Genomic DNA, 16,313 nt, shown 5'->3' on the forward strand with positions numbered 1-16,313 from the left:
GTTTTCGCTGCGGCGCGGGGTGTGCATATTACGCTTTCCCGCTTCAGAGTCAAGCGTTTGTTTCGCTTTTCTCTGCTGACCCGGCGGCGTGCGTGCCGTTGTTCCGTGTCAGTGGAGGCGCATTATAGGGAGTTATTCTGAAGTGACAAGCACAAAATACAAAAAACTTTTCGTTCGCTCACTTTTCAAACTTAACGCTTATTTAAGTCGCGAATCGCCCGCTAAATGGGCAATTTCCCGCGCAAAACTGGCCACCTGCGACCAGTCGGTATAAACCACTTCTTTACGCGTATCGGTTTCGCCACCCGTCATCTTCATTATCAGGCGGATCATGAAGCGGTCATACCAGCGGTAGCGAGGATAGCGCAGCGCACCGGCAAAGACGGCGCACAGGTCTGGCTGCCACGGCGAGCCGAGCAAAAACTTGCGCGTGTAGCTGTTGGTCTGCGGCGTACGCTTCTCAGCTTTACGGGCAACCAGATTGACCGAGTAAAACGCGCCCGGCAATGTGTTGAGTACCGCCGTATGCTTTTTCACAAAGCGATCCAGCGCCGGATGGAAGTGTCCGTAACGAATGGAGGCGCCAATCACCACGCGATCGTACTCCTGCCAGGCAATCTCCTCCGCGCGATTCAGGTTCACCACATCTGAGTAAATGCCCAGCTCTTTTAATTCCGACGCCAGATACGCGGCAATCTCACGCGTTTGCCCGTCTCGCGTAGAGAAAAGAATCAGTGTTTTCATCAACGGCTCCTTATTCGCGCCAGAATGTTGGGGTGAACAGCACCAGCAGCGTAAAGACCTCAAGACGACCAAACAGCATATTGGCAATAAGGATCCATTTCGCAACCGGGTTCATGCTGGCAAAGTTATCCGCCACAACCCCCAGCCCAGGCCCGAGGTTGTTCAGTGTTGCGACGACGGACGCAAAGGCGGAGAAATCATCCACTCCCGTCGCGATGATAGCCAGCATGCTGACGATAAAGACCAGCGCATACGCCGAGAAGAATCCCCACACCGCTTCGAGGATACGTTCCGGCAGCGCGCGGTTCCCCAGCTTAATGCTGTAGACCGCATTCGGGTGGACCAGGCGCTTCAGCTCACGGTTCCCCTGCTTAAACAGCAGCAGAATACGAATCACCTTCAAACCACCGCCCGTCGACCCGGCGCATCCGCCGATAAACGCGGAGCACAGCAGAAGTACCGGCAGGAACAGCGGCCAGCGCGCGATGCTGTCCGTGGTAAACCCGGCGGTCGTCGCCATCGACACCACCTGGAAAAACGCCTGATTGAGCGTGGTCAGCGCCGAGTTGTAAACATCATGGAACCACAGCACCAGGGTACAGATGACGACCAGGGTAAGCTGGACGCCAATGAACATGCGGAACTCAGGATCGCGCCAGTACACCTTCAGACTACGTCCGCTCAGTAAAGAAAAGTGCAGGCCGTAGTTACAGCCGGAAATCAGCAGGAAAATCGCAATGATGGTGTTAATCGTTGGGCTGTCGAAGTACCCCACGCTGGCATCGTGAGTGGAGAACCCGCCAATGGCAATCGTCGCGAAGCTGTGCCCGATAGCATCGAAGGCAGGCATCCCGGCAAACCACAGCGCCAGCGCGCAGGCTACCGTCAGCAAAACATAAATCAACCACAGGGTTTTCGCCGTCTCGGCAATACGCGGACGCATCTTGTTGTCTTTCAGCGGCCCCGGCATTTCAGCCCTGTACAGCTGCATCCCCCCGACGCCCAGAATCGGCAGGATGGCCACCGCCAGGACGATGATCCCCATCCCCCCGAACCACTGCAGCATCTGGCGATAAAAGAGAATAGCGTGGGGTAACGAATCCAGCCCCACCAGCGTCGTCGCACCGGTGGTCGTTAAACCAGAAAACGATTCAAAAAAGGCATCCGTGATGCTGAGGTTAGGCTGTTCAGAGAAGATAAAGGGCAGCGAACCGACGCTTCCCAGCACCGTCCAGAACAGGACCACAATCAGAAAGCCTTCGCGAGATTTCAGCTCACCTTTCTGACGACGGTTCGGCCACCACAGCAGCGAGCCGATCGCCAGCGCGACAAAGAAGGTCTGGGTAAAAGCCCGCCCCGCGCCGTCCCGGTAGATAAGCGCCACCAGTCCAGGGAGAATCATCGTCCCCGAAAAGAGTATGACCAGCAGTCCAACGATTCGGGTTATGGCACGAAAATGCATCTCTGCCGCTTCCTTTGGTATTCAAAAAGTGAGGTGGGGATTATTCTTCAATCGGCAGCAATTGCAACGAACCGCGACTGAAATCAGCCAGTTTTGCTGAAAAAGCAGCCAGTTCTGCCTGAGGAAGCGCCACGCGTAATTGCACCATTGCCTGGTAATCACTGTGCGCAATCACGCCGTTAAATTGTTTGAGCAGTGTTTCAATGCCCGATAGCTGAGCGTAATCGCACAATAAAGTATATTCGGTGAGCGGCGTTTTGCGGATGGTCGTCAGGATATTCAGTGCCTGCTGCACTCCACCGCCATACGCTTTAACCAGCCCGCCCGTGCCCAACAGGATGCCGCCGTAGTAGCGCACCACCACGGCGGTAATTTCACCCACGCCGCTGCCCATCAGCTGCGAAAGCATAGGTTTACCGGCCGTGCCAGCCGGTTCACCGTCATCAGAAAACCCCAGCTGTTGCGAATCGTCCGGCGGTCCTGCCACCCACGCCACGCAGTGGTGACGTGCATCAGGATGCTCCGCGCGAACGGACTCGACAAACGCCTTCGCCGCCTCCACCCCATCGGTGTGCGCCAGCAGCGTAATAAAGCGGCTTTTCTTGATTTCCTCAACAACGGTGACCGGTTCAGCCGGTATCAGCCAGCTTTCCATCAGGCCAGCTTCAGGTCTCGCGTCATATTCTCGATACCGTTCTCGTGAACCACCACGTTATCTTCGATACGAATGCCGCCAAACGGTTTCAGCGCGTCGATTTTTTCCCAGTTGAAGTGCTTGCTGAACTGCCCTTCACGCCACGGCGCCAGCAGGGATTCAATAAAGTAGATCCCCGGCTCGATGGTCAATACCATGCGCGGCTCAAGAATACGGGTGCAGCGCAGGTAAGGATATTTAGACGGTGCCGCCAGGTGCGTACCGGTATCATCCTGCATGAAGCCCGCAACGTCGTGAACCTGCAGGCCCAGCGGGTGGCCGATACCGTGCGGCATGAATGGTCCGGTCAGGTCGTTTTCGACCATCGCCTCTTCGCTCATGTCTTTCACAATCTGATGCTTACGCAGCAGTTTAGCAATGCGCTGATGGAACTGGATGTGGTAATCCACGTAGCTGGTTCCGGCCTTCATGGTGCCAATCAACGCCAGCTGTTCGTCGTTTACGTCCTTAATAAGCTGCGCAAAATCGGTGTCCGCATTCGCCGCCCAGGTGCGGGTCAGATCGGCCGCATAGCCGTTGTACTCTGCGCCTGCGTCCAGCAGGAAGCTGCGCATCTCAGACGGAACCTGATGATCCAGTTTGGTGTAGTGGAGAACAGACGCATGCTCATTCAGCGCGACGATGTTGCTGTACGGTACGTCGGTGTCACGATGACCGGTTGCGGTCAGGTAGGCCAGGTTGATATCGAACTCGCTCATGCCTGACTGGAACGCTTCGTGCGCGGCGCGGTGGCCATTCACCGCCGTTTTTTGCGCTTCACGCATGCAGTAGAGTTCATAGTCGGTTTTATACGCGCGGTAATAGTGCAGGTAATCCAGCACGCCTTTCGGATTGAGTTTGTCAGCCGGAATATCCAGACCGAGCGCACGTTCAGGTACAGGGCCAATGTAGCCGATGTTGCCGCGCGCCGCTGGCAGCTGGCTGCCAATGCCGTCCGCTTTTGGCAGGGCGATCACCTCAATTTCTTCGGTCCAGAAAGAGGTCGGCAGCGGTTCGACGTTGTGCCAGTAATCAACCGGCAGGTAGAACCACAGTTTCGGCTTGTTCACGCCGTCCACCAGCAGCCAGCAATTCGGAACCTGTGTCACCGGCACCCAGGCTTTAAACTGCGGGTTAACCTTAAACGGATAGGCGTGGTCATCAAGAAAAGTATTCATCAGCTCGCCGGAGTGGATCAGAAGAGCATCCAGCTTGAAGCGGGCCAGTACATCGCGGGTACGTTCCTGTAGGGTAACGATATGATTTTTATAAAGCGAAGCCAGTGAGTCCATCATTCTTCCTTTCGTTTTTTTGACCTCAAGTCATCGCATCTTAGCACACCTCACTCCGGCTGCGTGATTTCCACCGACCGTGATCAACGCAGCAATTTCTTAATGAGTAATTTGCATTTTATTAACATAAATTCCACACTCCGTCTCATCTGGTATGACCAGATCCACTTGCTGGATTCAGGAGACTGACATGCTTTACAAAGGCGACACCCTGTACCTCAACTGGCTGGAAGATGGCATTGCCGAACTGGTGTTCGATGCCCCCGGCTCAGTGAATAAGCTTGATACCGCGACGGTGGCCAGTCTTGGCCAGGCGCTGGAAGTACTTGAAAAGCAATCTGAATTAAAAGGGCTGCTGCTGCGTTCTAACAAAGCGGCCTTTATCGTCGGTGCCGATATCACCGAATTCCTTTCGCTGTTCCAGGTTCCGGAAGAACAGCTGAGCCAATGGCTGCACTTTGCCAACAGCGTCTTTAATCGTCTGGAAGATCTGCCTGTTCCAACGATCTCTGCCGTGAACGGCTACGCGCTAGGCGGCGGCTGCGAGTGCGTGCTGGCGACCGACTACCGTCTGGCGACCCCGGACCTGCGTATCGGCCTGCCGGAAACCAAGCTGGGCATCATGCCGGGCTTTGGCGGTTCCGTGCGTATGCCCCGCATGCTGGGCGCCGACAGCGCCCTGGAAATCATTGCCGCCGGTAAAGACGTGGGTGCAGAACAGGCGCAGAAAATCGGTCTGGTCGACGGCGTCGTGAAACCAGAGAAGCTGGTTGAAGGTGCACTCGCCATTCTGCGTCAGGCGATTAACGGCGATTTGGACTGGAAAGCCAAACGTCAGCCGAAGCTGGAGCCGTTAAAGCTTAGCAAGATTGAAGCCACCATGAGCTTCACCATCGCCAAAGGCATGGTGATGCAGACGGCGGGTAAACACTACCCGGCGCCAATCACGGCGGTGAAAACCATTGAAGCGGCAGCCCGCTTTGGCCGCGACGAAGCCCTGAAGCTGGAAAACCAGAGCTTTGTTCCGCTGGCGCACACCAATGAAGCCCGCGCGCTGGTTGGCATCTTCCTCAACGATCAGTTCGTGAAGGGCAAAGCCAAACAGCTGACCAAAAACGTTGAGACGCCAAAACACGCGGCGGTACTCGGCGCCGGTATTATGGGCGGCGGCATCGCTTACCAGTCGGCCTGGAAAGGCGTGCCGGTAGTGATGAAAGACATCAACGAGAAATCTCTGACGCTGGGCATGACCGAAGCCGCCAAGCTGCTGAATAAACAGCTTGAGCGCGGAAAAATTGACGGGCTGAAGCTCGCAGGCGTGATCTCAACCATCCAGCCTGTGCTGGAATACAGCGGTTTCGACCGTGTGGACGTGGTGGTTGAAGCGGTCGTTGAGAACCCGAAAGTCAAAAAAGCGGTGCTGGCGGAAACGGAAGACAAGGTTCGCCCGGACGCCGTCCTGGCCTCAAACACCTCCACCATCCCCATCAGCGAACTGGCGAGCGTGCTGAAGCGTCCGGAAAACTTCTGCGGAATGCACTTCTTCAACCCGGTACACCGTATGCCACTGGTCGAAGTGATCCGTGGAGAAAAAACCTCTGACGAAACCATCGCTAAAGTCGTGGCGTGGGCAAGCAAGATGGGTAAAACGCCGATCGTCGTTAATGACTGCCCAGGCTTCTTCGTCAACCGCGTGCTGTTCCCATACTTCGCCGGCTTCAGCCAGCTGCTGCGCGACGGCGCGGACTTCCGCAAAATCGACAAAGTAATGGAAAAACAGTTCGGCTGGCCGATGGGCCCGGCGTATCTGCTGGACGTCGTCGGCATTGATACCGCCCACCACGCGCAGGCCGTCATGGCGGCGGGCTTCCCGCAGCGCATGCAGAAAGATTATCGCGATGCCATTGACGCCCTCTTTGACGCCAACCGCTTCGGACAGAAAAACGGCCTGGGCTTCTGGCGTTATAAAGAAGACAGCAAAGGCAAACCGAAGAAAGAAGAAGATGCGGCGGTGGATGGCCTGCTGGCCGACGTATGCCAGCCGAAACGCGACTTCACCGACGACGAAATTATTGCCCGTATGATGATTCCGATGATCAACGAAGTGGTCCGTTGCCTGGAAGAAGGCATTATTGCCAGCCCGGCAGAAGCGGATATGGCGTTGGTATATGGCCTGGGCTTCCCTCCGTTCCACGGCGGCGCGTTCCGCTGGCTGGATACGCTCGGCAGCGCCCGCTATCTCGATATGGCGCAGCAGTATCAGCACCTCGGCCCGCTTTATGAAGTGCCGGAAGGGCTGCGTAACAAAGCGCGCCATAACGAACCCTACTATCCAGCAGTTGAGCCAGCCCGTCCGGTTGGCGCGCTGAAAACGGCTTAAGGAGTCACAATGGAAAAGGTTGTCATTGTTGATGCGATTCGCACCCCGATGGGCCGTTCAAAAGGCGGTGCGTTCCGTAACGTGCGCGCGGAAGACCTCTCCGCGCACCTGATGCGTAGCCTGCTGGCGCGTAACCCGGCGCTGGACCCAGCAGCGCTCGACGATATCTACTGGGGCTGCGTGCAGCAAACGCTGGAGCAGGGCTTCAACATCGCCCGCAACGCGTCGCTGCTGGCGGAGATCCCGCATTCGGTTCCGGCGGTCACCGTCAACCGCCTGTGCGGTTCGTCGATGCAGGCCCTGCACGACGCGGCGCGCATGATCATGACCGGCGATGCGCAGGCCTGTCTGGTCGGCGGCGTTGAACACATGGGCCATGTGCCGATGAGCCACGGGGTCGATTTCCATCCGGGCATGAGCCGCAACGTGGCGAAAGCCGCAGGCATGATGGGCCTTACCGCTGAGATGCTCTCCCGCCTGCACGGCATCAGTCGTGAAATGCAGGATGCTTTTGCCGCGCGCTCTCACGCCCGCGCCTGGGCCGCCACGCAGTCCGGTGCCTTCAAGAATGAGATCATCCCGACCGGGGGCCACGATGCAGACGGCGTACTGAAGCAGTTTAGCTACGACGAAGTCATTCGTCCGGAAACGACGGTCGAAGCGCTTTCTACCCTGCGTCCGGCATTTGATCCGGTCACCGGTACGGTAACGGCAGGGACGTCGTCGGCGCTATCCGACGGTGCCGCCGCGATGCTGGTGATGAGCGAAAGCCGTGCCCGTGAATTAGGCCTGACGCCACGCGCTCGCGTGCGTTCGATGGCGGTGGTGGGCTGCGATCCTTCAATCATGGGTTACGGCCCGGTTCCGGCCTCGAAGCTGGCGCTGAAAAAAGCGGGCTTAACTGCCAGCGATATCGATCTGTTCGAGATGAACGAAGCGTTTGCCGCGCAGATCCTGCCGTGCATTAAAGATCTGGGGCTGATGGAGCAGATCGACGAGAAGATTAACCTCAACGGCGGCGCGATCGCCCTCGGTCACCCGCTGGGCTGTTCCGGGGCGCGTATCAGCACGACGCTGATTAACCTGATGGAACGCAAAGATGCCCAGTTTGGTCTGGCAACGATGTGTATCGGCCTGGGTCAGGGTATCGCGACGGTGTTTGAGAGAGTGTAAGTAAGGAAAAGTATCTCAAAGCCAATGACGTCAGAACAAGGCGGCAAGCGAGCGAATCCCGATGAGCTTACATTAGTAAGTGATTCGGGTGAACGAGCGCAGCCAACGCAGTTATGGCGTCATTGGCGAAGAGAGACAGTTTAGTTGCCGTTCTTCCCGCCTGTCAGGGGCGGGTTTTTTATTTAAATGAAGGCAAACGCATCGCCAAACAGGCGATCTTCACGCGCATCGCGTTCGTTACAGAACAGGTCGCGGGCAATTTTCGCCATCTCGAAACGGCCTGCAATGTAGATATCATGTCCCGCCAGCGTGCCGTGATCCTGCAGTACCGCCGTCAGCACCGTCCCGCTACGTCCACGCCAGCCCTCTTCCGGCTGCTCGACCACTGGCTCAATGCGCAGGTTAGGATGGTTAACGCTCAGCGCTTCCAGTTCAGACAGGTCGTACAGGTGCTTCTCTTCGCGGCCGCCCCAGTAGATGGTGATGTCACGGTCTGGATTACGCGCCAACGCGGTCAACAGAATAGAGCGCACATAGGAGAAGCCCGTACCGCCCGCGATCAGAATCAGCGGACGGTTTTCGTCATCACGCAACCACGCGTCGCCGTGAGGAATGTCGACCACAATCTCACGCTCTTTCAGGATGCGGTCCATCACGGCCATCGCGTACAGGTTAAGCTCAGACGCACCAATATGCAGCTCAATAAATTCCTGCTCTGCTGGCGTAGAGGCCATAGAGAAAGGACGCTTATCACGCTCATCCATCACCACCATCAGGTACTGGCCGGCACGGAATGAGAATGCCGCTTCAGGAACCAAACGGACGCGATATACGGTGTCGGTAATAGCATCTACCGACGTCACTTTACAGCTTAAGGTTGTCATTCGCTCTCTCTGTCGGGAAGTCTATAGGGCTTAACGGTCAGCTCAGGGTTTACCGTTATTCATTATGGCCAGTTCGTCCCAGATCGCGTCAATTCGCGCGGTCACAGCAGGATCTTTTTTGATCGGGCGACCCCATTCACGGTCGGTTTCGCCAGGCCATTTATTTGTGGCATCCAGTCCCATCTTTGAGCCAAGACCGGAAACCGGCGAGGCAAAATCCAGATAATCTATCGGCGTATTTTCGACTAACACCGTATCACGCGCAGGATCCATTCGCGTGGTTATCGCCCAGATAACGTCGTTCCAGTCACGGGCGTTAACGTCATCATCGCAGACAATAACAAATTTGGTATACATAAACTGGCGCAGGAAAGACCATACGCCCATCATCACGCGTTTAGCATGTCCGGGATACTGCTTCTTCATCGTGACCACCGCCATGCGATACGAGCATCCTTCAGGCGGCAGATAAAAATCAACGATTTCCGGGAACTGCTTTTGCAGGATCGGCACAAATACTTCGTTCAGCGCCACGCCGAGCACCGCCGGTTCATCCGGTGGGCGGCCAGTATAGGTGGAGTGATAAATCGCATCTTCACGCTGAGTAACATGCGTGACGGTAAACACCGGGAAGTTATCCACTTCGTTGTAATAGCCGGTGTGGTCGCCGTATGGGCCTTCTGGCGCCATTTCACCCTGCTCAATGTAACCTTCCAGCACAATTTCGGCGCTGGCCGGCACTTCGAGATCGTTGGAGATACACTTCACGACCTCGGTTTTAGTCCCGCGCAACAGGCCAGCAAACGCATATTCAGAGAGCGTATCCGGTACGGGCGTGACCGCCCCCAGAATGGTGGCCGGATCGGCACCTAACGCGACAGACACCGGCAACCGTTCACCCGGATGTGCAGCACACCACTCCTGGAAATCCAGCGCGCCGCCGCGGTGCGACAGCCAGCGCATGATGAGCTTATTCTTGCCAATCAGCTGCTGGCGATAAATACCGAGGTTTTGCCGCTCTTTATGCGGTCCGCGCGTCACGGTGAGGCCCCAGGTGATCAGCGGCGCAGCATCTTCAGGCCAGCACTGCATGATAGGGATTTTGGTGAGATCCACCGCATCGCCTTCCAGCACTTTCTGCTGACACGGCGCGCCGCGCAGGCGTTTGGTGGGCATGTTCAACACCTGCTTAAACTGCGGCAGCTTATCGAACAGATCGCGGAAACCTTTCGGTGGCTCAGGCTCTTTCAGAAATGCCAGCAGTTTCCCCACTTCACGCAGCGCGGTAACGTCTTCTTGCCCCATTCCCAGCGCGACACGACGCGGGGTGCCAAACAGGTTGCACAGCACCGGCATAGAGTAACCTTTTGGATTTTCAAACAGTAATGCAGGGCCACCGGCACGCAGGGTGCGGTCAGCAATTTCTGTCATTTCCAGATAAGGATCAACAGGAAGTGTAATGCGTTTCAGTTCACCCTGCTTTTCCAGCAGCGTCAGGAAGTCGCGGAGATCGTGGTATTTCATGCAGTTAGTCATGGCCTCTCTGTAAGCGCTTCATTATACGGCGTAAGCCTGCTTGATGCTGTAATTTTGTTAAATTAGCGTGAACTTATCCGCTGTGTTCGAATTTCCCCCATTATAATCAACTTAGCGATCCCTCCAGGGTTTTGATATGCTTGCGCCCCGAACTAAGGGAAAGAGTGATTATGCAGGCCTGGTATTTACTGTATTGCAAACGCGGGCAACTTCAGCGCGCGCAGGAACATCTTGAACGTCAGTCTGTAAATTGTCTGACACCCGTGATCACGCTTGAAAAAATGCAGCGCGGGAAGCGCACAACCGTCAGTGAGCCTTTATTCCCGAACTATCTGTTCGTGGAGTTCGACCCTGAGGTGATCCACACCACTACCATCAGCGCAACGCGCGGCGTCAGCCACTTCGTTCGTTTTGGTGCCCACCCGGCAACCGTTCCGTCGACCGTCATTCATCAGCTGTCTGTTTATCAACAGCCTGAAGGGATCACCGACCCGGAAACCCCTTACGCGGGTGATAGCGTCGTCATTACCGAAGGCGCATTCGAAGGCCTGCAGGCGATTTTCGCCGAGCCGGACGGTGAAGCGCGCTCCATGCTGTTGCTCAATCTGCTGAACAAGCAGGTGCTGCAGAGCGTGAAAAACACCGACTTCCGCAAAGTTTAAACGTTTATCCCGAACAGGCGACGCACGTTGTCATCCGTCTGCGCGGAAAGCCAGTGCGGATCCTCTCCGCGCCAGTGCGCTACGCGCTCAACAATGTGCCCCAGCAAGGCGGGCTCGTTTCGCCGCGATGCCGGTTTGGGCTTCATATCTCGCGGCAGCAGGTATGGCGCATCGGTTTCAAGAAGCAAACGGTCTGCCGGGATTATCGGCAGCAGCTCGCGAAGCTCAAGCCCGCGGCGCTCATCACACACCCAACCGGTGATCCCCAGATACAAACCGCGGTTCAGGCAATCCAGCGCTTCCTGGCGAGACCCGGTGAAGCAGTGGAGCACTGCGCCGGGCAGTTTATCCAGCCACGGGTTCAGCAGTGCGAGAAAACGTTCATGCGCATCGCGACAATGCATAAAGACGGGCATTTTAAGCTCTGCCGCCAGCGCAAGCTGGGCAGTGAACGCCTTTTCCTGTTCTTCAGGCTTGGAGAAGTTGCGGTTAAAATCGAGCCCGCACTCGCCAATAGCCACCACCTCTGCCGTTTTTGCCAGCGTGCGCAGGGTTTCTGCGCTCTCAGCCGTCCACTGGCTGCTGTCATGAGGGTGGACGCCGGCGGTTGACCAGCAGTGTTGATAGCGTTGCGCCAACAGCAGCGCCTGCTCGCTCTCATGCAGGTTGGTCCCGGTCAGGAGCAGCCCTTTTACGCCAGCCTCAAAAGCACGCGCAACCACCTCGTCACGATCTTTCGCAAACTGCGAGCTGGTCAGGTTGAGTCCGATATCAAACATGCGATTCCCCATAGAACAACCGCCCTGACGGGCGGCTGGTTTTACTCTTCAGTGGTCTTTTCGGACGCATCGTCTTCATCGTCCGACCGGCGTCCTTTTCCCACGTAGAAACGCGAGAAGAATACGCCAACCTCAAACAGGCAGTACATCGGTATTGCCAGCAGCGTTTGTGAGAAGACGTCCGGCGGCGTCAGCAGCATGCCGACTACGAAGGCGCCCACCAGAATATAGGGACGCTTCTTACGCAGGTCATCAGGGGTGGTTACCCCAACCCAGCAGAGCAGCACAATGGCCACCGGCACTTCAAACGCCACACCGAACGCCATAAACAGCGCCATCACAAAGCTGAGGTAGCTGGCGATATCCGTCGATACCTGAACCCCTTCCGGCGCGGTATGCGTCAGGAAGCCAAAGGCCAGCGGGAAGACAACGAAGTAGGCAAACGCCATGCCGATATAGAACAGCAGCGAACTGGAGACCAGCAGCGGGATCACCAGTTTACGTTCGTGCCTGTACAGTGCTGGCGCCACAAATGCCCATACCTGATAAAGGATGACGGGTGCAGACGCAATCAACGACACCCAGAAGGTGAGCTTAATCGGGGTGAAAAACGGTGATGCAACGTCTGTTGCAATCATCGTTGCCCCCAGCGGCATCTGCTTGATCAGCGGCGCAGAAACCACCTGATAAATATCGTTGGCGAAATAGACCAGGCACAGGAATATGAGGAATACCGCAATAATGCAGTTTAACAGGCGCTTACGCAGCTCAATCAGGTGCGTAATAAGCGGTTGAGTATCATCTACTGCCATGGTTACGCTTTATCACTCGACGAGGGGGATGATTCGGAAACGGGCGCGGCGGGTTTCGCTTCAGCCGCTTTTACCACCGGTTCTTCCGGCGGCGCCTGTTTTTTCAGTTCAGTTTCCTGCGGCGTTTGTTCAGGCGCTGCGGCCTGGTGCTCCGCACTCGCTGGCGTCACGCCCTCACGCTGCGCTTCGCTGTCCTTCACCACCGGGTTATGAATAGTGTTCGCTTCATCGCTCGCTTTTTCAGGATCGTTAACGCTGTAAGAGCGCTTCATGGATTCCGCCGCTTCGCGCAGCTCATCCATTGAGGCTTTCAGTTCCGGCGTCAGGTTATCCATGCTCGCCTTCTCAACCTTTTTCAGGCTTTCCTGAAACTCCTGCAGCTTAAGTTCCTGCGCCAGCTCGTTCTGAACGGTCGAAGCCAGCGATCTTAGCGCTCGAACCCAGCCCACGACGGTTTTCACCGCTACCGGCAGACGCTGCGGCCCCAGCACGATCAGACCAATCACAAAGACCAGCAGCAGCTCACTAAAACCAATGTCGAACACGACTTACACCTGCTCTTTATCGTGGCGTTTAGCGTCTTCCTTTTTGGCATCTTCTTGCTTATCGGAGATGGATTTAGCAGTAAAGTCAGCGTCCTGGCTGGTTTTATCCTGCTTGCTCTCATCATCGCTCATTGCTTTCTTGAAGCCTTTGATAGACGCGCCCAGATCGGAACCAATAGAACCGAGCTTTTTGGTGCCAAACAGCAGCACAACGATGACGGCAATAATGACTAATTGCCAGATACTGATACCACCCATACATATTCCTCAGGGATAGATGATTAATTGGTCAGGTCGCATTATACGTATGCGACCTGTCGATGGCGATGCAAACTCAGCGCGTTTTTCTCCATCCTGCAAGCCAGACAACAACCCCGCCAGCCATCAGCCAGGCGGGCATCATCTGCCAGTCAGGACGGTTGATCAGCAGCAACGTACCGCTCAGCAGCAGCGTTGCGCCAATGCCAAAGAGGTAGCGTGACTGTCCCTGGCGCACACGGCTGGACTGAAGCTCGCGGGCGATTTTATCCATGCTGTGCTGAAGATTCTTGCTCTGACGCAAACTGTCGTAAACCAGTTCAGGAATTTCAGGCATTTTTTCGATCCAGAACGGGCCTTTCTCTTTCAGCGAACGCACCAGCGCTGGAAGGCCAACCTGATCCTTAATCCAGGATTCCAGGAAAGGTTTAGCCGTCTTCCACAAGTCTAACTGAGGATAGAGTTGTCGACCTACACCCTCAACGTAAAGTAATGTTTTCTGAAGTAAAACTAACTGTGGCTGAACTTCCATATTAAAGCGGCGGGCCGTATTGAACAGGTTTAACAGCACGTGTCCAAAAGAGATCTCTGCCAGCGGTTTTTCAAAAATCGGTTCGCAAACGGTACGGATAGCAAACTCGAACTCTTCGACGTTGGTGTCTGGCGGAACCCAGCCGGAATCCACATGCAGCTCGGCCACCTTACGGTAGTCGCGGTTGAAGAAGGCGATGAAGTTCTCAGCCAGATAACGTTTATCTTCTTTATTCAGCGAGCCCACAATTCCGCAGTCGATACCGATGTATTTCGGATCCTCAGGATGCTCATAGCTCACGAAGATATTGCCCGGATGCATGTCCGCATGGAAAAAACTGTCGCGGAATACCTGAGTAAAGAAGACCTGCACGCCACGTTCGGCCAGCAGCTTCATGTTCGTTCCCTGCTTCTCCAGGGCCACCACATCCGAAACCGGAATACCGTAGATGCGCTCCATGACCATCATGTTCTGGCTGCAATAGTCAGAATAGACTTCAGGCACGTAGAGCATCGGGCTGTTTTCAAAATTGCGGCGCAGCTGAATGGCGTTTGCCGATTCACGCAGCAGATTAAGCTCATCAATCAGCGTTTTTTCATATTCCCGCACCACTTCCATCGGGCGCAGTCGACGGCCGTCCGGCAGCAGACGCGGAACCCAACGCGCCAGACGATAAATTAGCTTCATGTCGGCTTTGATAATCGGCAGGATATCCGGGCGGATCACCTTGATCACCACCTCTTTGCCGTTCTCTTTCAGACGCGCAGTGTGCACCTGAGCGATAGAAGCCGACGCCAGCGGTTCTATTTCGAAATCGTCAAACCAGGTTTCAACGGGAAGGTTACCCATCGCCTCCTCGATCTGTTTCTTCGCTCTCACCCCGTCAAACGGGGCGACACGGTCCTGCAGCATCGCCAGTTCATCGGCAATGTGCGGCGGGAAGAGATCGCGGCGAGTTGAGAGCATTTGTCCGAACTTAATCCATACCGGGCCGAGCTCCTGCAGCGCCAGACGCAGGCGTTCACCCAGCGGCTGGCCTTTATGGCGATTTGGCATCCAGAACAGCGTCCGCCGCCAGATCCTGAGCGGCAGCGTGATACGCATTTTGGGGATGAGCTCGTCGAGCCCGTAACTCAAAAAGGTGTGGATGATAAAATAGAGGCGCCGAATTTCACCAGGCGTCATTTGCCCTCCAGTTTTTCCAGCCGTTTGCTTAGGGCATCAACCGCACGTTCAACCGCGGCCGTCTCTTCTGCGAACCACGCAACTTCCAGCGGCCCGGGCGCCATGCGCCACTCCTCGGTCAGTACTTCTGCGGCATAACGCTGTTGGCGTTGCAGATTTTTGCGCAGGAACGCAGTGCCGCTATGAATAACTTTCCCGATCCCTTCAGCGGCGATGTCGCCAATAAAAGGCGCCAGCAGCTCTGCCGGGTCAAACTCAGCCAGATCGCTGAGCGCAACGAAGTTCTGCACGACCTGGATGTCGCCTTCCACTTCCAGCTCACCGCTGCGGATAAGCGCCGTTAATTGCTGGCGATCGCGCAGTTTTGGCAGCACGCTCATATGGGTAATGACCGAGCAATCAGCTTCACCTTCCCACTCACCCAGAACGTCAAGCTGACGTTCGCTGAAAACCAGCACGAGCGGCGTCGAGAACTCTTTTAACACAATGCGCAGTACCTTCCCGTTAAGCCGCTGACGTGCGGCTTTCAGCGCCGGAGCGCGATACAGGAAGGCATTCAGCACATTCTCGATGCCTGCGGTGACTAAGGGTTTAAAGGGCACGGGACACCTCCACTCAGAATTTGTAACCGCGATGCAGCGCGACGACACCCGCCGTCATGTTGAAGTACTCAACGTTCTCAAATTCCGCATCCTGCATCATGGCTTTTAAGGTGTCCTGATCCGGATGCATGCGAATTGATTCCGCCAGATAGCGATAGCTTTCCGCGTCGTTTGCCACCAGTTCGCCAATACGCGGCAGCACGTGGAAGGAATAGGCGTCGTAGGCTTTGCTCAGCGGGTCGATAATTGGTTTAGAGAACTCGAGCACCAGCAGGCGTCCACCCGGCTTCAACACGCGGTACATGGAACGCAGCGCTTTTTCTTTATCAGTGACGTTACGCAGACCGAAGGAAATCGTGATGCAGTCAAAAGTATTGTCCGGGAAGGGCAGCGCTTCGGCGTTGGCCTGTACGTATTCCACGTTACCCACCACGCCGATGTTACGCAGCTTTTCGCGTCCCATTTTAAGCATGGAGTCATTAATATCAGCCAGTACAACGCGACCGGTTTCGCCCACCAGACGGGAGAATTTCGCCGTCAGATCGCCCGTACCGCCAGCCAGATCGAGAACCGTTTGTCCACGACGCACACCGCTGCAGTCGATGGTGAAGCGCTTCCACAAGCGATGAATGCCGAACGACATCAAGTCATTCATCACATCGTACTTCGCCGCCACGGAATGAAATACGTGGGCCACCATGTCAGCTTTCTGCGCTTTGGCTACAGTCTGAAAGCCAAAGTGCGTCGTGTCTTGTGAATCGTCAACCATTTCA

16 protein-coding genes are annotated in these 16,313 nt (G+C 55.8%); 3 read left to right on the plus strand and 13 right to left on the minus strand.

What is annotated here, in order from left to right:
• Positions 1-198: 198 nt before the first annotated feature.
• From hemG to pepQ, 4 genes are read right to left on the minus strand one after another with little or no spacing between them, the layout of a single operon-like run.
• Positions 199-744: a menaquinone-dependent protoporphyrinogen IX dehydrogenase gene (hemG, locus tag AC2FAJ_RS21285; RefSeq protein ID WP_028014767.1), complete on the minus strand. Its 546-nt coding sequence runs from the start codon at positions 742-744 to the stop codon at positions 199-201.
• A 10-nt stretch (positions 745-754) separates the two neighbouring features.
• Positions 755-2,206: a Trk system potassium transporter TrkH gene (gene trkH / locus AC2FAJ_RS21290; RefSeq protein ID WP_013099227.1), complete on the minus strand. Its 1,452-nt coding sequence runs from the start codon at positions 2,204-2,206 to the stop codon at positions 755-757.
• 40 nt (positions 2,207-2,246) lie between these two features.
• Positions 2,247-2,861, minus strand: a complete 615-nt coding sequence (locus AC2FAJ_RS21295) for an IMPACT family protein (RefSeq protein ID WP_485454499.1) — start codon at positions 2,859-2,861, stop codon at positions 2,247-2,249.
• Positions 2,861-4,192, minus strand: a complete 1,332-nt coding sequence (gene pepQ, locus AC2FAJ_RS21300; protein WP_028014769.1) for a Xaa-Pro dipeptidase — start codon at positions 4,190-4,192, stop codon at positions 2,861-2,863. The genes AC2FAJ_RS21295 and pepQ overlap by 1 nt, the downstream gene beginning before the upstream one ends.
• A gap of 190 nt (positions 4,193-4,382) precedes the next feature.
• On the opposite strand from pepQ, the gene fadB reads away from it, so the two are divergent.
• Positions 4,383-6,572 carry a fatty acid oxidation complex subunit alpha FadB gene (gene fadB / locus AC2FAJ_RS21305; RefSeq protein ID WP_045260977.1) on the plus strand — a complete coding sequence of 730 codons (2,190 nt, stop codon included), beginning with the start codon at positions 4,383-4,385 and terminating at the stop codon, positions 6,570-6,572.
• A gap of 9 nt (positions 6,573-6,581) precedes the next feature.
• Entirely contained in the window at positions 6,582-7,745 is a 1,164-nt protein-coding gene (fadA, locus tag AC2FAJ_RS21310; protein ID WP_008501515.1) for an acetyl-CoA C-acyltransferase FadA, read from the plus strand.
• 182 nt (positions 7,746-7,927) lie between these two features.
• On the opposite strand, the gene fre is transcribed toward fadA, so the two are convergent.
• Positions 7,928-8,629 carry an NAD(P)H-flavin reductase gene (gene fre / locus AC2FAJ_RS21315; protein ID WP_163333788.1) on the minus strand — a complete coding sequence of 234 codons (702 nt, stop codon included), beginning with the start codon at positions 8,627-8,629 and terminating at the stop codon, positions 7,928-7,930.
• 42 nt (positions 8,630-8,671) lie between these two features.
• Positions 8,672-10,165, minus strand: coding sequence for a 4-hydroxy-3-polyprenylbenzoate decarboxylase (gene ubiD, locus AC2FAJ_RS21320; protein ID WP_485454500.1), 1,494 nt, complete (start codon positions 10,163-10,165; stop codon positions 8,672-8,674).
• A 170-nt stretch (positions 10,166-10,335) separates the two neighbouring features.
• Here ubiD and rfaH point away from each other — a divergent pair, with 170 nt between their 5' ends.
• Positions 10,336-10,827 carry a transcription/translation regulatory transformer protein RfaH gene (gene rfaH / locus AC2FAJ_RS21325; RefSeq protein WP_020882871.1) on the plus strand — a complete coding sequence of 164 codons (492 nt, stop codon included), beginning with the start codon at positions 10,336-10,338 and terminating at the stop codon, positions 10,825-10,827.
• Here the strand turns inward: rfaH and tatD are convergent.
• From tatD to ubiE, 7 genes are all read right to left on the minus strand, one after another.
• A complete protein-coding gene (gene tatD / locus AC2FAJ_RS21330) occupies positions 10,824-11,606 on the minus strand; it encodes a 3'-5' ssDNA/RNA exonuclease TatD (RefSeq protein ID WP_485454501.1) in 783 nt (260 codons plus the stop codon). The two genes, rfaH and tatD, sit on opposite strands and share 4 nt — an antisense overlap.
• A gap of 41 nt (positions 11,607-11,647) precedes the next feature.
• Positions 11,648-12,418, minus strand: a complete 771-nt coding sequence (gene tatC / locus AC2FAJ_RS21335; protein WP_028014775.1) for a Sec-independent protein translocase subunit TatC — start codon at positions 12,416-12,418, stop codon at positions 11,648-11,650.
• Between the two features lie 2 nt (positions 12,419-12,420).
• On the minus strand, positions 12,421-12,963 hold the full coding sequence (gene tatB / locus AC2FAJ_RS21340; protein WP_222567817.1) for a Sec-independent protein translocase protein TatB: 543 nt from the start codon (positions 12,961-12,963) through the stop codon (positions 12,421-12,423).
• A gap of 3 nt (positions 12,964-12,966) precedes the next feature.
• Positions 12,967-13,221 carry a Sec-independent protein translocase subunit TatA gene (tatA, locus tag AC2FAJ_RS21345; protein WP_013099238.1) on the minus strand — a complete coding sequence of 85 codons (255 nt, stop codon included), beginning with the start codon at positions 13,219-13,221 and terminating at the stop codon, positions 12,967-12,969.
• A 76-nt stretch (positions 13,222-13,297) separates the two neighbouring features.
• A complete protein-coding gene (gene ubiB / locus AC2FAJ_RS21350; RefSeq protein ID WP_028014777.1) occupies positions 13,298-14,938 on the minus strand; it encodes a ubiquinone biosynthesis regulatory protein kinase UbiB in 1,641 nt (546 codons plus the stop codon).
• Positions 14,935-15,540: a ubiquinone biosynthesis protein UbiJ gene (ubiJ, locus tag AC2FAJ_RS21355; RefSeq protein ID WP_485454502.1), complete on the minus strand. Its 606-nt coding sequence runs from the start codon at positions 15,538-15,540 to the stop codon at positions 14,935-14,937. The genes ubiB and ubiJ overlap by 4 nt, the downstream gene beginning before the upstream one ends.
• Positions 15,541-15,553: 13 nt before the next feature.
• Positions 15,554-16,309: a bifunctional demethylmenaquinone methyltransferase/2-methoxy-6-polyprenyl-1,4-benzoquinol methylase UbiE gene (ubiE, locus tag AC2FAJ_RS21360; RefSeq protein WP_028014779.1), complete on the minus strand. Its 756-nt coding sequence runs from the start codon at positions 16,307-16,309 to the stop codon at positions 15,554-15,556.
• Positions 16,310-16,313: the final 4 nt, after the last annotated feature.

The organism is Enterobacter cloacae complex sp. 385G4, from assembly GCF_057320665.1.

Coding starts and splice junctions, on each gene's coding strand:
- hemG (WP_028014767.1), bottom strand. CDS start 744: ATGAAAACACTGATTCTTTTCTCTACGCGAGACGGGCAAACGCGTGAG.
- trkH (WP_013099227.1), bottom strand. CDS start 2,206: ATGCATTTTCGTGCCATAACCCGAATCGTTGGACTGCTGGTCATACTC.
- AC2FAJ_RS21295 (WP_485454499.1), bottom strand. CDS start 2,861: ATGGAAAGCTGGCTGATACCGGCTGAACCGGTCACCGTTGTTGAGGAA.
- pepQ (WP_028014769.1), bottom strand. CDS start 4,192: ATGGACTCACTGGCTTCGCTTTATAAAAATCATATCGTTACCCTACAG.
- fadB (WP_045260977.1), top strand. CDS start 4,383: ATGCTTTACAAAGGCGACACCCTGTACCTCAACTGGCTGGAAGATGGC.
- fadA (WP_008501515.1), top strand. CDS start 6,582: ATGGAAAAGGTTGTCATTGTTGATGCGATTCGCACCCCGATGGGCCGT.
- fre (WP_163333788.1), bottom strand. CDS start 8,629: ATGACAACCTTAAGCTGTAAAGTGACGTCGGTAGATGCTATTACCGAC.
- ubiD (WP_485454500.1), bottom strand. CDS start 10,165: ATGACTAACTGCATGAAATACCACGATCTCCGCGACTTCCTGACGCTG.
- rfaH (WP_020882871.1), top strand. CDS start 10,336: ATGCAGGCCTGGTATTTACTGTATTGCAAACGCGGGCAACTTCAGCGC.
- tatD (WP_485454501.1), bottom strand. CDS start 11,606: ATGTTTGATATCGGACTCAACCTGACCAGCTCGCAGTTTGCGAAAGAT.
- tatC (WP_028014775.1), bottom strand. CDS start 12,418: ATGGCAGTAGATGATACTCAACCGCTTATTACGCACCTGATTGAGCTG.
- tatA (WP_013099238.1), bottom strand. CDS start 13,221: ATGGGTGGTATCAGTATCTGGCAATTAGTCATTATTGCCGTCATCGTT.
- ubiB (WP_028014777.1), bottom strand. CDS start 14,938: ATGACGCCTGGTGAAATTCGGCGCCTCTATTTTATCATCCACACCTTT.
- ubiE (WP_028014779.1), bottom strand. CDS start 16,309: ATGGTTGACGATTCACAAGACACGACGCACTTTGGCTTTCAGACTGTA.